At 66.5% G+C, this 15,256-nt stretch carries 13 protein-coding genes and 1 pseudogene; 10 read left to right on the top strand and 4 right to left on the bottom strand.

The annotated features are described in order from the left end of the window. Positions 1 to 141: 141 nt before the first annotated feature. Entirely contained in the window at positions 142 to 1,332 is a 1,191-nt protein-coding gene (locus tag U4Z31_RS16320; RefSeq protein WP_044843154.1) for a helix-turn-helix transcriptional regulator, read from the top strand. 150 nt (positions 1,333 to 1,482) lie between these two features. On the opposite strand, the pseudogene U4Z31_RS16315 reads toward U4Z31_RS16320, so the two are convergent. The 3 genes and pseudogenes from U4Z31_RS16315 to U4Z31_RS16305 form a co-directional block, all read right to left on the bottom strand. Further along, positions 1,483 to 2,204 (bottom strand): annotated as a pseudogene (locus tag U4Z31_RS16315) (PhzF family phenazine biosynthesis protein). A 54-nt stretch (positions 2,205 to 2,258) separates the two neighbouring features. Continuing rightward, complete coding sequence (locus tag U4Z31_RS16310) at positions 2,259 to 2,888, bottom strand: LysE family translocator (protein ID WP_321810831.1); 630 nt, start codon at positions 2,886 to 2,888, stop codon at positions 2,259 to 2,261. A 35-nt stretch (positions 2,889 to 2,923) separates the two neighbouring features. Then, on the bottom strand, positions 2,924 to 3,328 hold the full coding sequence (locus tag U4Z31_RS16305) for a VOC family protein (protein WP_321810830.1): 405 nt from the start codon (positions 3,326 to 3,328) through the stop codon (positions 2,924 to 2,926). Between the two features lie 133 nt (positions 3,329 to 3,461). On the opposite strand from U4Z31_RS16305, the gene U4Z31_RS16300 reads away from it, so the two are divergent. The 9 genes from U4Z31_RS16300 (at position 3,462) to U4Z31_RS16260 (ending at position 14,238) form a co-directional block, all read left to right on the top strand. Then, positions 3,462 to 4,808: a PLP-dependent aminotransferase family protein gene (locus tag U4Z31_RS16300; protein WP_124484830.1), complete on the top strand. Its 1,347-nt coding sequence runs from the start codon at positions 3,462 to 3,464 to the stop codon at positions 4,806 to 4,808. A gap of 246 nt (positions 4,809 to 5,054) precedes the next feature. Then, positions 5,055 to 6,065: a DNA-binding protein gene (locus U4Z31_RS16295; protein ID WP_044843115.1), complete on the top strand. Its 1,011-nt coding sequence runs from the start codon at positions 5,055 to 5,057 to the stop codon at positions 6,063 to 6,065. Between the two features lie 123 nt (positions 6,066 to 6,188). After that, positions 6,189 to 6,809, top strand: a complete 621-nt coding sequence (locus U4Z31_RS16290) for a TetR/AcrR family transcriptional regulator (RefSeq protein ID WP_044843116.1) — start codon at positions 6,189 to 6,191, stop codon at positions 6,807 to 6,809. Positions 6,810 to 7,014: 205 nt separating this feature from the next. Continuing rightward, positions 7,015 to 8,058: an NADP-dependent oxidoreductase gene (locus tag U4Z31_RS16285; RefSeq protein WP_321810829.1), complete on the top strand. Its 1,044-nt coding sequence runs from the start codon at positions 7,015 to 7,017 to the stop codon at positions 8,056 to 8,058. A gap of 94 nt (positions 8,059 to 8,152) precedes the next feature. Further along, a complete protein-coding gene (locus U4Z31_RS16280) occupies positions 8,153 to 8,452 on the top strand; it encodes a putative quinol monooxygenase (RefSeq protein ID WP_044843118.1) in 300 nt (99 codons plus the stop codon). A 143-nt stretch (positions 8,453 to 8,595) separates the two neighbouring features. Further along, positions 8,596 to 9,051, top strand: a complete 456-nt coding sequence (locus tag U4Z31_RS16275) for a (2Fe-2S)-binding protein (RefSeq protein WP_321810828.1) — start codon at positions 8,596 to 8,598, stop codon at positions 9,049 to 9,051. 1 nt (position 9,052) lies between these two features. Continuing rightward, positions 9,053 to 11,272, top strand: coding sequence for a xanthine dehydrogenase family protein molybdopterin-binding subunit (locus U4Z31_RS16270; protein ID WP_321810827.1), 2,220 nt, complete (start codon positions 9,053 to 9,055; stop codon positions 11,270 to 11,272). A 16-nt stretch (positions 11,273 to 11,288) separates the two neighbouring features. Next, entirely contained in the window at positions 11,289 to 12,617 is a 1,329-nt protein-coding gene (locus U4Z31_RS16265; RefSeq protein WP_185733718.1) for a c-type cytochrome, read from the top strand. A gap of 175 nt (positions 12,618 to 12,792) precedes the next feature. Further along, positions 12,793 to 14,238 (top strand): NAD-dependent succinate-semialdehyde dehydrogenase, encoded by a 1,446-nt coding sequence (locus U4Z31_RS16260; RefSeq protein ID WP_044843122.1) that lies wholly within the window; start codon positions 12,793 to 12,795, stop codon positions 14,236 to 14,238. Between the two features lie 139 nt (positions 14,239 to 14,377). Here the strand turns inward: U4Z31_RS16260 and U4Z31_RS16255 are convergent, their stop codons facing one another. Further along, the gene (locus U4Z31_RS16255) at positions 14,378 to 15,247 is read right to left on the bottom strand and encodes a 4Fe-4S dicluster domain-containing protein (RefSeq protein ID WP_321810826.1); all 870 of its coding nucleotides are present in this window, start codon (positions 15,245 to 15,247) and stop codon (positions 14,378 to 14,380) included. Between the last annotated feature and the right edge of the window lie 9 nt (positions 15,248 to 15,256).

Here is a 15,256-nt window from a genome sequence, read left to right as displayed (position 1 = left end):
GACGATGGTTCGCGCGTCCGGATGGCCAAAGCTCACCATTCAGTGAATGTCCCGATGACGCCGGAATTAAGACACGTCTTAATCATGGCGGCGCGGATGAATCGCACCGAACACAAGTTGCATGGAGGATGGAGCGTGCTGATGGAGACGAGATGGGCCCCGCAAGAGAGCCAGTCAACGAGCGAGGAGGCCGACATCGGCGTCGCTGATTTCAGCGAGCTGATGGCGCGCATCTACCAGGGGCCGATGGAAACGCCGCCGTGGGCCGGCGCGCTCGAGATGGTTCGCCGGCTGCTGCAGGCCAGCTACGTGACGCTGATCCTGCGCGCGGCCGCGAGCGACCGTCGCGCGCCGCTGTCCGTGCATGCATCGGAGTTCGGCCCGGTCGTGCCGGGGGACGGCGAGGCGTCGTACAACAACTACTACTATTCGCTCGACCCGTTCGTCGGCCTGCCGGCCGATCGCGTGGTTACGGTCGACGACGTGTTCGGCGATACGGGCTGGCTGTCGAGCGAACTGTACAAGCAGTTCCTGAAGCCGCAGGACGTGCGCTACATCCTCGGCGCGGACCTGCGCACGCCGTCGGGCGTCGAGTGCCGGTTCCGCGTGTGCCGCAATCATGCGTCGAAGCAGTTCTCCGCGCGCGACAAGGCGATCTGCGCGCTGCTGCTGCCGCACCTGAAGCGGGCGGTCGAACTGCATTCGCGGCTCGACACGGCCGAGGTCGAGCGGTCGATCTATGCCAACGCGATCAACCGGATGCAGATCGGCACGATCACGCTCGACGAGAACGGCACGATCATCGACATGAACGGCGTCGCCGACGAGATCCTGAAGCAGAACAACGGTCTGACGATTGCGCGCGGCACGATCGAGGCGACCGATGCGCAGGAGAATCGCACGCTCAAGCGGCTGATCCGCCACGCGGTGATGGGGCACCACGGCACGGCCGCGGCGATCGTCGAGGCGATGCCGATCACGCGCGGCTTCGACAAGCCGCGCCTCGGGCTGCTGGTGCGCACCGTGCTGCTGTCCGACTGGTCGGAGGACAACAAGCGCCGGCCGGCCGTCACGCTGTTCCTGCGCGACCCCGACCGCAAGCCGCAAGGCGCGCAGGAAATCATCCGCAAGCTGTTCGACCTGACACCCGCCGAGACGTCGCTCGCGCTGCTGCTGACGAACGGGCTGACGCTCGAGGAGGCGGCGGAGGAATCGGGGATCAGCAAGAACACGGCGCGCACGCACCTGCGCGCGATCTTCTCGAAGACGGGTGTGACGCGCCAGGCGACGCTCGTGCGGATCCTGCTCGGGAGCGTGGTGCCGCTGGGATAAGTAGAGGCCGATGTCGATCCGTCGGAGTCGACCGCATTCCTCTGGCAAGCCAGCGACAACGGTCGACGGGGCACGTGACGCTCCGCGATGGACGCATCATGCAAAAGAGGCTCGCCCGTACATCCGGTTGCCGCTTTCTCGTTTGCCTTTTCAAAGGCCGCGGAGCCGGCCTTCGACATGCGTGCGGGTCTTGCCGCCGACCCAGATTTGACCAGCCTCGTCGCGGGTCAAATGAATGCGGCCATGGCGGCCGAGGCGTGTTCCCTGGGCGGCGACATAGTCGTCGTCAACCACACCTGTCGCGAACAGCCACTGCGCCATTGAAGCATTGAGGCTTCCAGTGACCGGGTCTTCGACGACGGTGCCCAGATGGTCGCTGAAGAAGGCGCGAACCATCCGGGACCGTTGTCGATCCAGGCGGCATCAAGGACATCGCCGGATTCGATCCCCAGCAATCGCCGGGCCTGGTCCAATTCATCCTGTGTCGGCGCGCCGGAGCGGATCAGCGGCGGGGCGGCGAAGGAAAGCCGCTCGTGATTGCGTCGGATCGGAACCAGCCCGGCTCCGCATTCCTGGACGATTTCCGCTTCGCTCTTCGGCACGCGGCCCGTCGAGAGCCACGCATGACAGCTGCCGAGCGTCGGGTGCCCGGCAAAAGGCATCTCCCTGTCCAGCGTGAAAATCCTGACCCGGTAGTCCGCCTCAGGATGCGTGGGTGGCAAGAGAAAAGCGGTCTCGGACAGGTTGAACCACCGCGTCAGCCGCTGCATGTCATCCGTTGCCAGGGCATCGGCACCGATGACGACCGCCAGCGGATTGCCCGAAAGCGGCCCGGCGCCGAAGACATCGATCATATGGATCGCAAAGGTCATGACATCGCTCTTTCAATTCAGGTCAGTTCGTGATGGCGCCGACAAGCCGGGATATCAACGTTGCCAGGCAAGCAGATTGACTCCCGCAACGGCGAACACCGCGGATAGCGTGCCTTCGATCCAGCGCCGGAGACGGCTATACAGGGCGATCATCCCAGCGGTCGAGAAGAGGACCGCATAACCACCGAACACGATGACGCCGAGGAACGCGCAACCACCGATGATCGCCGGCAAGGTGCCGCCGGGGGCGTGCTCCTGAAGCCCAAGGGACATGATTGCCATCCAGGCCAGAACCGCCTTCGGGTTCCCGATATGCATGAGAATGCCCTGGCGGTAGAGCCGCCGATAGCGAGGTGTCGAGCGTCCTGGTTCCATCTTCGCGAAGCCGGAGCCCGGTTTCAGCGCCGATCTGCCCGTGCGGAACGCCAGGTAGAGCAGATAGACACCCCCAACCATCTTGATGACGAAAAGCGCCTCGGCATAGGCCGCCAGCACGGCGGAAACGCCGGTCGCTGCCAGAATCGCCCAGAAGAGTGAGCCCGTGATGACGCCGGCAGCCAGAGCGAGGGCCGGCAGACGGCCGTCGCGCATCGCTGTTCCCATGATCGCCATGTTGCTCGGTCCGGGGCTGGCGATGGCGATGAGATAGGTGCCGTAGGCGAGTGCGATCTGACTGGCGATCATTCGAGTTTCTCCAAGGATGCGGGGCGTCTCCAGCGTTACGGCTGGAGGTCTCCGCGATGAACGATATGGACCTTGTTCCCGTCGGGGTCGCGCAGATACGCGCCGAAGTAGCCGTCACCGTAGTGGGGGCGTAACCCGGGTGCACCTTCGTCCGTCCCGCCGTGCTCGAGACCGTTCGCGTAGGCCGTGTTCACGGCTTCTTGCGAGGGGGCCAGAAAGGCGACCATGCTGCCGTTGCCGATGGTCGCCGGCTCACCGTCGTACGGGATGTAGACATAGAAGCGCGGCAGCGGCGATTGACCGGTTACCCAGCAAAGCGCCGGAGGCCCGCCATCGGACGTGACGACGCGACGCTTCAGTCCGAGCGGAGCGAGCAGCGCGTCATAGAAACGGCCTGCCCGCCCAAGATCACGCGCCCCAACAGTTACATGGCTCAACATTCGACTCTCCACACGCCTGTCATGGCGATCAGGCGCCTCCAGAAATGCATGACCTCATCCAATCACATCGCGCATGTTACGCTTGTTGCTTTCATAAATAGTGTCACGTGACACTAATATCTGGGCGGCGAACATGCTTCTGCAATCTCCTTGGTCACCACGACTTGCCGACATCGACGCGAATACCGCCGAGCGGTTGGTCCTCGCCCTGGCCGACGACATCATCGAGGGGCGGCTGACGGGAGGCGACCGTCTGCCCGCTCACCGCGATCTCGCGTTGAAACTGGGGATTGGCCTTGGCACGGTGACGAAAGCCTATGCCTCGCTTGAACGGCGAGGCCTGACGCGCAGCATCAAGGGCCGAGGAACTTTCGTGGCGATCCGCCAGGCGCATCACGATCGCCAGATCGACCTTTCGTCCAATGTGCCGCCAGCCATGCTCGACGCGCGCTTACTGGCGCGAACGTTGACGGGGATCGCACGCAAGATCGATGCGGACCATCTCAATCTCTATGCCCCGCCCGCCGGACATATGGAGCACCGACGTGTGCTGGCTCGCTGGCTCGAAACGCTGGGCCTGATGGTGGAACCGACGCATCTGGTGCTAACGAGCGGCGCCCGTCAGGCGCTATCGTTGGCCTTCGATCTTGCCTGTGGCTCGCAGGGGCTGCTTCTGACCGAGCGGATCACCTATCCTGGCGCGATCGCGCTGGCTCGGCGCAGCGGATATCGGATGCAGGGCGTCGAGACCGACGCGCAGGGGATGGCGCCGGGGGCACTGGCGGACGCACTCGACGGCATCGCATCGACCGGCAGCAAGGCGGTCTATCTCACGCCGACGCTGCACAACCCGACCACCGCAACGATGGGCACGGAACGAAGGCAGGCCATCGTGGATATTTGCCGCCGGGCGGGCGCGTGGATCATCGAGGACGGCGTCTATGCGTCGGCAGAGCCGGCTTCGCCACCGCTTGCGGCGTTGGCGCCCGAGATCACCTTGCATGTGAACGGGCTGTCCAAATCGCTCGGCCCCGGTTTGCAGATCGGCGTGCTCGCGCTGCCGGCCGGACTCAACGACGCAGCGGAAGACGCGCTGCGGGACCTGCCAATGGCGCCGTCGGCGCTCTCTTGCGCAGTGGTTGAGGAATGGCTGGCCACCGACGTCATCTCCTCGATCCAGCGGGACCTGCACCATGAGGCGCGGCGTCGATCCAATCTGGCCATCTCTCTGCTCGGCGCGAGCGAAGTGGTCTCGCATCCCGGCGCCTACAACGCGTGGCTGCCGATGGAGCGTGACGCTGCCAATCGCGTCGCATCCGTCGCAGCAGCGATGCGTATCAAGGTGACCCCTCCGGAATCCATGATGGTGAACCCGGAGGATCGGGCGAGCGGAATTCGACTTTGCCTCGGCGGCCCGTCGTTCGACGATCTGACAGAAGCACTGACACTTCTGGCAGGGCTGATGAAGCAGCGCGCGTGAGGCCACCGGGCGAGCACCGTACTAGCCGTTTGGTCGCAGGGTTTTGTATCTCTCCCCACTACCGGTAATTGGCAGCTCTTTGGTCTGGCGATTACAAAATCGTGCAAACGATCTGCTTCGATTCCACACGCCACACGCCTCGCTCATTTCAACATTATAGAAATAATGTCAAACAATAGAGGTGTGACAATTGGATATTTAACGGTTTACGTTATATTATTAACGAAACCACCGACTCAAACCGTCATGTCCGACCTCGTTGCCGACGAATCCCGCCTGATAGCCGAAATCGACCGCCTGAGGGCCGATTTCCCGAAGACCCGCGAGCTCTATCGCGAGGTCTGCGCGTTGATGTTCTTCCGTTTCGGCGTCACGCCCACCGCGAACCGCCTTTACCAGCTCGTGCGCAAGGGCAGCATGAGCACGCCGACGGCGGTGCTCGGCGAGTTCTGGGCCGAGTTGCGGGAAAAGAGCCGGGTGCGCATCGAGCATCCGGATTTGCCGGCCGATCTGCAGGCGGCAGCGGGCGAACTCGTCGCCGCGTTGTGGCGCCGCTCGAGTACCGATGCCGCCGCAGCGCTCGATGCACTGCGCGCCGAAGTCGAAGCCGAGCGGGCCGCGGCGAAAGCGGAGGTCGCGGCATTGCAAGCCGACCTGTCCCGCACCGAAACCGCGCTGGAGCACCGCACGAGCGCGTTGCTGGCGGCCCAGGTGCGCATCCAGGAACTCGAGCAGGCGAGGGCGGCCGACGAAGCATCGCGCCGCGCGCTGCAAGCGGAAATCGAGCGGCTGAAGTCCGACAACGCGGACGCCGATCGCGCGCTGGCGCAGGCGCGCGCCGATTTCACGTCGCAACTCGACCGGCTGCGCGACGACGCGGGCCGGGCCGAGGAACGCTTGCGTGCAGCGGAGAGGCGAGCGCTTCAGGAGATCGACCGCGAACGGCTCGCGGCCGCACGCGTTCAGAAGGAATTCGACGCGGCCACGGCTCGTGCCGAACAGCGCGATACGCAGCACCGCAAGGATCTCGCGGCACTGCAGGCGCAACTGGCCGACACGCAACACCGCTGCGGCATGCTCGAAGGCCAGCTCGACGGGGCCCGCGCGGCCAATGCCGCGTACGTCGGCGAACTCGACGCATTGCGCGCCGAGCGCGCGTCACGCCCCCCCGCGCGCCGGGCGCCGGGTCGACCGGCGGGCGGCACCCTGCGTGCGGCGAAACCGGTCGCGAGGAAGCGCGTCCCGAAACCCGCGTGACGTGGGCGCCACGGTGCGGCGACGACGCGTCCGCGACGCGGTGCGATTCGGGTAAAGTGCCGCTCAAGTTGCCGGCTCGACGTTACTAGACGACCGGTCTAATCGTTGTTAAGATACGCCATCATGAATGCATCTTCAGGCGCGGAAGTTCGCCAGCACATCCTGAATATCGCGAAGCCGATCATGCTCCACAAGGGGTTTTCGGCGGTCGGTCTGAACGAGATTCTCGCCGCGGCGGGCATCCCGAAGGGCTCGTTCTACCATTACTTCGGCTCGAAGGAGGCGTTCGGCGAGGCGCTGCTCGAATCGTATTTCGAAGGCTATCTCGAGCACCTCGACAACCTGCTCAAGCACCCGGCCGGCACGGGCGCGCAGCGCCTGATGACGTACTGGGGCAACTGGCTGCGCACGCAGTGCGCGGACGATCCGGAAGGCAAGTGCCTCGCGGTAAAGCTCGGCGCGGAAGTGTCCGATTTGTCGGAGGCGATGCGCGCGGTCCTGCGGCGCGGCACCGGCCAGATCATCGAGCGGCTCGCGGGCGGGATCGAGGCTGGGTTGGCCGACGGTTCGCTGGGCGGCGTCGACGATCCGGCGCATACGGCCGCGATCCTTTACGAGCTGTGGCTGGGCGCGACGCTGCTGGAGAAGATTCACCGCGACCGCAAACCGCTCGAACGCGCGATGCTCGAAACACGGCGGATGCTGAACCTGCCGTCCTTCGAGCCCGACGGAGTGCAGTCGTAATGTGGGCGCGCGCAGGCGCGCCTTGTTTTTTGCGTGAGCGCTAGACGACTGGTCTACTTACGCTGAAGTCACATTGTTTTACCCGCGAGGCGGCGGCCCGGCCGCCGGCTGATTCGCCGGCAAGGCCGCAGCCTCGCGCATCACGGTTGTCCAACGTTGATCCGATCGTGCCCGTGCACGTCCCTTCCTGTTGACGGAGGTTCCCATGCCGCAAGGCAAGGCAGCAAACCGCAGAATCATCCTGAACGCGCGCCCGGTCGGCGCGCCCACCCCGAACGACTTTCGTCTCGAAACCGGCGACGTACCGGTGCCCGGCGCCGGCCAGGTGCTGCTGCGCACGATCTGGCTGTCGCTCGACCCGTACATGCGCGGCCGGATGAGCGACGCGCCGTCATATGCGCCGCCGGTCGAGCTCGGCGACGTGATGGTCGGCGGCACGGTCAGCCGTGTCGTGGCGTCGAACCTGCCCGCGTATCGCGAAGGCGACCTGGTCCTCGCGCGCGGTGGCTGGCAGGACTATTCGCTGTCGGACGGCAGCGGTCTCATTCCGCTCGGCCGCGACTTCGCGCATCCGTCGCATGCACTCGGCGTGCTCGGCATGCCGGGGTTCACCGCGTACACCGGGCTGCTGAAGATCGGCGAGCCGAAGGCCGGCGAAACCGTGGTCGTCGCCGCCGCGAGCGGGGCGGTCGGTGCGGTGGTCGGCCAGATCGCGAAGCTGAAGGGCTGCCGCGTGATCGGCGTCGCGGGCGGCGCCGACAAGGTCGCGTACGTGAAGGGCACGCTCGGCTTCGACGATTGCGTCGACCACCGCGATCCGCAATTCGCCGCCCGGCTGAAGGAAGCCTGTCCGAAGGGCATCGACGTCTATTTCGAGAACGTCGGCGGCGCCGTGTTCGATGCGGTGTGGCCGCTGCTCAACGAGCATGCGCGCGTGCCGGTATGCGGGCTGATCGCCCATTACAACGACACCGCGTTGCCGGCCGGCCCCGATCGCCTGCCGCTGCTGATGGGGACGATCCTGCGCAAGCGCATCCGGATGCAGGGCTTCATCATTTTCGATCATTACGCGACGGGCTACGCGCAGTTCCTGACGGAGATGAGCGAGTGGCTCGCGCAGGGCAAGGTGAAGGCGCTCGAGGATGTCATCCCCGATCTCGCCGATGCGCCGAACGCGCTGATCGGCTTGCTCGCCGGCAAGAATTTCGGCAAGGTCGTCGTGCGCGTGGGTCCGGACGAACTGGCCTGACACCGGCGCAAGACGACACACGACGATTGCACGCTGGCGTCGCGAGACGCCGGCTTGTGGCATGCTCGATTCCGTTTCGAAAGGAGTGACAAAGATGGCGCTTCACGTGATTGCTTCCCTGTTCCTGAAACCCGAACACGCGCAGGCCGCCGAGGCCGAATTGCGCAGCATGGTCGCCAAGACGCGCGTCGAGCCGGGCAACCGGCGCTACGACCTGTTCCGCGAGCAGGACGGTTCGCCGAACCTGCACCTGTACGAGATCTACGACGACCAGGCCGCGTTCGACGCGCACCTCGCCAGCCCGCATTTCACGGAATTTCGCGTGAAGTCGGCCGACTGGTTCGCGGCGCCGCCCGTCATCAAGGTGCTGTCGGGCATCGACGTGGCCGAGTAACGACGCGGTCCCCCCCGTCACGGCCCGTTCTCGCCCGGGACCGTACGGCAGCCGTCACGCTTGACGCAACGGCGATGACAACGACAACGCGGCGCGGCGCATCGTTCGCGCCGCTTCCCCAATACACCGCCCCCGGAGGCTGAATGGTCACCCTCAACATCAACGGCGAGAACCGCACGGTCGACGCCCCCGACGACATGCCCCTGCTGTGGGTCCTGCGCGACGTCGTCGGCCTGACCGGCACGAAATTCGGCTGCGGGATCGCGCAATGCGGTGCGTGCACCGTGCATCTCGACGGCGTCGCCGCTCGCGCGTGCGTGCTGCCGGTCGCGGCCGTCGCGGGCCGCAAGATCACGACGATCGAAGTCGTCGGCGCGACGCCGGCCGGGCAGAAGGTCCAGCAGGCATGGCGCGAGCTGGACGTCGTCCAGTGCGGCTACTGCCAGTCCGGGCAGGTGATGGCGGCCACCGCGCTGATCGCATCGAACCCGAACCCGAGCGACGCCGACATCGACGCGGCGATGGCCGGCAACATCTGCCGCTGTGGTACCTACAACCGGATTCGCGCGGCGGTCAAACACGCCGCGAAGGGGGCATGACATGTCGCGAGGACTGATCGAAGCAGGTCGGGCCGGCGCGGGCGTGTCGCGCCGTACGTTTCTCAAGGCGGGCATGTCGCTCGGCGCGGCGGCGGGCGGCGGCCTGCTGCTCGGCTTCAGCATGCCGGCGGCGGGCGATGATGCACGCCGCTCGGTGATCGGCGGCGATGCGGACGAAAGCGCGCGCGCCGGTGTATTCGCGCCGAACGCGTTCGTGCAGATCGACCGCGCCGGCAAGGTCACGCTGGTGATGCCGAAGGTCGAAATGGGCCAGGGCGTCTACACGGCGCTGCCGATGCTGATCGCCGAGGAACTCGAGGTGCCGCTGTCGAACGTCACGCTCGACCATGCGCCCCCGAACGAGAAGCTGTTCCTCGATCCGCTGCTCGGCGGCCAACTGACGGGCGGCTCGACGTCGGTGCGCTACGCGTGGGAACCGCTGCGCCGCGCGGGCGCGACCGCGCGCACGCTGCTGGTTTCGGCGGCGGCGAAGCAATGGAACGTGGATCCGGCCACCTGCCGGGCGGCGAACGGCGAAGTGCAGCACACGCCGAGCGGCCGGCGCGCATCGTACGGCCAGCTCGCGGATGCCGCGTCGAAGCTGCCGGTGCCGAAGGACGTCGCACTGAAGCAGCCGGCCGATTTCAAGCTGATCGGCAAGCCGGTGAAGCGGCTCGACTCGCCGGAGAAGGTCGACGGCACCGCGCAGTTCGGGCTCGACGTGCGCGTGCCCGGCATGCTGTATGCGGTGATCGTGAACAGCCCGGTGTTCGGCGGCACGGTCGCGAGCGTCGACGACACGGCCGCGAAGAAGATCCCCGGCGTGCGCCAGGTGGTGCGCGCGGACAACGCGGTCGCGGTGGTCGGTGATCACACGTGGGCCGCGAAGCGCGGCGCGTCGGCGCTCGTCGTGAAGTGGAACGAAGGCGCGGGCGCGAAGGTGTCGACGAAGGACATCGTTGCCGATCTCGCGCAGGCCGCCGCGAACGGGAAGGGCGCGGTCGCGCGCAAGGACGGCGACGTCGGCCGCGCGTTCGCGAACGCGAAGACGCGCATCGATGCCGTCTACGAACAGCCGCTCCTTGCGCACGCAACGATGGAGCCCGTGAACTGCACGGTGCACGTGCGCGGCGACGGCTGCGAGATCTGGGTCGGCACGCAGGTGCCGACGCGGGCGGTCGACACCGTGCAGAAGCTCACGGGTCTCGCGCCCGACCGGATCGTGGTGCACAACCACCTGCTCGGCGGTGGTTTCGGCCGACGGCTCGAAACGGACATGATCGGCCAGGCCGTGAAGATCGCGAAGCAGGTCAACGCGCCGGTGAAGGTCGTGTGGACGCGCGAGGAAGACATCCAGCACGACATGTATCGCCCGTACTACTACGACCGGATCTCGGCCGGCCTCGACGCGAACGGCAAGCCGGTCGCATGGCAGCACCGGATCGTCGGTTCGTCGATCCTCGCGCGCTTCGCACCGCCGGCCTTCAAGGACGGCGTCGATCCCGACGCGGTCGAGGTTGCCAACGACCTGCCGTACGACCTGCCGAACCAGTTGATCGACTACGTGCGCCAGGAACCGCGCCACGTGCCGACCGCGTTCTGGCGCGGCGTCGGGCCGACCCGCAGCACGTTCGTCGTCGAGAGCTTCATCGACGAACTCGCGGCGCAGGCCAAGACCGATCCCGTCCAGTACCGCCGCGCGCTGCTCGACAAGACGCCGCGTGCGCGCAACGTGCTCGACGTCGCGACGAAGGCGGCCGGCTGGGGCACGCCGCTGCCGAAGGGGCAAGGGCGCGGCGTATCGGTGATGCACGCGTTCGGCAGCTTCTTCTCGATCGTCATCGACGTCGCGGTGGAAGGCGGCGAAGTGCAGGTCAAGCGTGCCGTGTGCGCGGTCGACTGCGGGATGGCCGTGAATCCGAGCACGATCGAGGCGCAGGTGCAGGGCGGCATCATCTTCGGGATCACGGGCGCGCTGTATGGCGAGATCACGATCGAGGACGGCCGCGTCGTGCAGAGCAACTTCACCGACTACCGGGTGATGCGCATCAACGAGACGCCGCCGATCGAGGTTCATCTCGTCAAAAGCGCCGAGGCGCCGGGCGGAATCGGCGAGCCGGGCACCGCGGCGACCGCGGCTGCCGTGTCGAACGCGATCTTCGCGGCGACCGGCACGCGGCTGCGCAAGCTGCCGGTCGGCAACCAGCTGAAGACGGCTTGAGGGGAGGACACGAACCATGCGAAACCTCACCTCGAATCGTCCGAACCGCCTGAATCGCGCCGCTCGCACGTTCGGCACGTCGTTGATCGCGCTGTCCGCACTGATGGCCGGCACGGCGGCGCACGCCGCGCAAGCGGCGGCCGCCGACAGCGCGCTGGTCGCACGCGGCGCGTATCTCGCGAAGGCCGGCGATTGCGTCGCGTGCCACACCGCGCCGCGCGGCACGCCGTTCGCCGGCGGCCTGAAGATGGTCACGCCGATGGGCGCGATCTACACGACCAACATCACGCCCGACCCGGACACGGGCATCGGCGGCTATACGGAAGCCGATTTTGCGAACGCGTTGCGCAAGGGCGTCGCGAAGGACGGCCACAATCTGTATCCGGCGATGCCGTATCCGTCGTACGCGAAGCTGAAGGACGACGACGTGAAGGCGCTGTACGCGTACTTCATGCACGGCGTCGAGCCGGTGAAGCAGGCGAACCGGGCGTCCGACATCCCGTGGCCGCTCAACATGCGCTGGCCGCTCGCGTTGTGGAACATGGTGTTCCTCGATACGACGCCTTATGCCGACAAGCCGGCCAAGGACGCGATGTGGAACCGCGGCGCGTATCTCGTGCAGGGGCTCGGGCACTGCGGATCGTGCCATACGCCGCGCGGTGTCGGCTTCCAGGAGAAGGCGCTGGACGAGGGCGGTTCGGCGTTCCTGTCGGGCGCGCCGATCGACAACTGGTTCGCGTCGAACCTGACCGGCGAGCACAATACCGGGCTGGGCCGCTGGAGCGATGCGGATATCGCGCAATTCCTGAAGACCGGCGCGAACCGGCATGCGACCGCGTTCGGCTCGATGGTCAGCGTGATCAACCACAGCACGCAGGAACTGACCGACGACGATCTGGCGGCGATGTCCCGCTACCTGAAATCGCTGCCGGCAGCGGGCGGCACGGGCGCGCCGCCTTACCGTTATGAGCCGAAGGCGACGCAGGTCGTGTTGGGCCGGCCGGCGAACGATCCGGGCGCAAAGGTGTATAACGCTTACTGCCTGCATTGTCATGGCGCGGACGGCCGCGGCTACGCGCCGCTGCTCGCGCCGCTCGCCGGCAACCCGAACGTGCTCGAGGCCGATGCCGCGTCGCTGATCAACGTGACGTTGAACGGCAGCGAGTCGCTCGTGATCGGTGGCGTGCCGTCCGCGTACCCGATGCCGGCGTTCGCGAACCAGCTGAACGACCAGCAGATCGCCGACGTGCTGACGTTCATGCGCGCCGGCTGGAACAACGGCGCGCCGGCCGTGCAGGCGGCGGAGGTCGCGAAACTCCGCAAGGCGACGGCGGCCGCGCGCTGAGCGCGGAGCGCCGAGCGCGGCCGACCGCGGCGGACGACGACGGGCATGCGTGCCGCACGCCGGTCGTCGCACATTGCCGGGTGCAGGGCGCCCGGTGGCGCAGCTCTTTCTGTCAACCGGCGTGCGGCCGTTCGCGGCCGCGCGCGTTTTATCGACGTAAAACTGGGGTGTCTGGATGGCTAACGTGACTTATACGGATACGCAACTGCTGATCGACGGCGAGTGGGTCGACGCCGCGAGCGGCAAGACGATCGACGTCGTGAACCCGGCGACGGGCAAGGCGATCGGCAAGGTGGCTCACGCGGGCATCGCCGATCTCGATCGCGCGCTGGCCGCGGCGCAGCGCGGTTTCGAAGCATGGCGCAAGGTGCCCGCGCACGAGCGTGCGGCGACGATGCGCAAGGCGGCCGCGCTGGTGCGCGAGCGCGCCGACACGATCGCGCAGCTGATGACGCAGGAGCAGGGCAAGCCGCTCACGGAAGCGCGTGTGGAAGTGCTGTCGGCCGCCGACATCATCGAATGGTTCGCGGACGAAGGCCGCCGCGTGTATGGCCGGATCGTGCCGCCGCGCAATCTCGGCGCGCAGCAGACCGTCGTGAAGGAGCCGGTCGGACCGGTCGCGGCGTTCACGCCGTGGAATTTCCCGGTCAACCAGGTCGTGCGCAAGCTGAGCGCCGCGCTGGCGACCGGCTGTTCGTTCCTCGTGAAGGCGCCGGAAGAAACCCCGGCATCGCCGGCCGCGCTGCTGCGCGCGTTCGTCGACGCGGGCGTGCCGGCCGGTGTGGTCGGTCTCGTGTACGGCGATCCGGCGGAAATCTCGTCGTACCTGATTCCGCATCCGGTGATCCGCAAGGTGACGTTCACGGGCTCGACGCCGGTCGGCAAGCAACTCGCGGCGCTCGCGGGCCAGCACATGAAGCGCGCGACGATGGAGCTGGGCGGCCACGCGCCGGTGATCGTCGCCGAGGACGCGGACGTCGCGCTGGCGGTGAAGGCCGCCGGTGGCGCGAAGTTCCGCAACGCGGGCCAGGTGTGCATCTCGCCGACGCGTTTCCTCGTGCACAACAGCATCCGCGACGAATTCACGCGTGCGCTGGTCGCGCATGCGCAGGGGCTGAAGGTCGGCAACGGCCTCGAGGAAGGCACGACGCTCGGCGCGCTGGCGAACCCGCGCCGGCTGACCGCGATGGCGTCGGTCGTCGAGAACGCGCGCAAGGTCGGCGCGAGCATCGAGACGGGCGGCGAACGGATCGGCTCGGAAGGCAACTTCTTCGCGCCGACCGTGATCGCGAACGTGCCGCTCGAAGCGGACGTGTTCAACAACGAGCCGTTCGGACCGGTCGCAGCGATCCGCGGTTTCGACAAGCTCGAGGATGCGATCGCCGAAGCCAATCGCCTGCCGTTCGGGCTGGCCGGCTATGCGTTCACGCGTTCGTTCGCGAACGTGCACCTGCTGACGCAGCGCCTCGAAGTCGGGATGCTGTGGATCAACCAGCCGGCGACGCCGTGGCCGGAAATGCCGTTCGGTGGGGTGAAGGATTCAGGCTACGGGTCGGAAGGCGGGCCGGAAGCGCTGGAGCCGTATCTCGTCACGAAGTCGGTGACGGTGATGGCGGTCTGACGACCGCGTGGTCGCGTGCGTGCCGCCGTTTGGGCGGTGCGTACGCGGCATGGCGTTGCCGAGAGCCGGGTGTTTCGCCCGGCCTTGTTTTTTCTGATTCGTTCACCGTCGGTCACCGCAGCGTCCAGTCTCGCCCGGATCATGAGCACTCCATCGCCACGGCGTTTGTCGATTGACTGAGCCTGATCTCGCCCAGGTAGGCGCTGTCGCCCAATTTGCACTCGCGCCAGGCATTGCCGCGGGCATGCCGGATTTGGACTCTGTAGAGGCCGCTGCCCCTGGCCAGGCCGTCGAACCGGAAATCGCCGAAGTCGTCCGAGACGGTTTCGGCTACCTGCCGATTACCTGCATATAAGACGACGACCGCATCCGTGACACACTCGACCACGTCTCCTGCCTGGGCACTGACACTTCCGCCGACGAAGCACGTTTCCCAACGCTCGAGGCCGCTATACCACACGCGGGGCTTCGTGCTCAGGTTGGGTCGCAATACCTTGAGTCCCTCACGCCTGGCCTTCTCGGCCATTGCCGTGTCATCGAGCTTGACCGTCTCGAACACATCGGTGGGGCACGACTGCTGACAACGCGGGCGGGACCAGCCCTGGTCGAGCAAATGCGCATCGAAGATCCAGATCTGCGGCAGTTGCAGCTCTTCGTTCCAGACGATCGCCTTGTAAGGGCACGCCTTGACGATGTCCTTTCGGCCTCGCGCCTTGTCCGGATCGATGATGACGATGCCGTCGGCGCGCTTGCGAATGGCGCTGCCGCCCACACGCATGCAGGGCGCGTCGTCGCAGTGGTTGCACATGACCGGCAGATAAGTGGTCTCGATCATGTGCGAAGCACCCTGTACACGACGCAGGATGCGGATGGGGCTCTCGGCACTGGCCGAAGCGGGTGCCGCGTAGCCGGGGAAGTCATTGCCGACGTGCTCGTCCCGCGCGGCGATCACACAGTTCTGGCAGTTCTCGCAACGGCCGACGTTGATGATCAGGTTCCACTTGCTCATTTGAAATTC

The sequence above is a fragment of the Burkholderia sp. BCC1985 genome, from assembly GCF_905339915.1.
Taxonomy (GTDB): Bacteria; Pseudomonadota; Gammaproteobacteria; order Burkholderiales; family Burkholderiaceae; genus Burkholderia.
The sequence above is the reverse complement of the archived record's forward strand: the minus strand, read 5'-3'. Positions and strand labels throughout refer to the sequence as shown.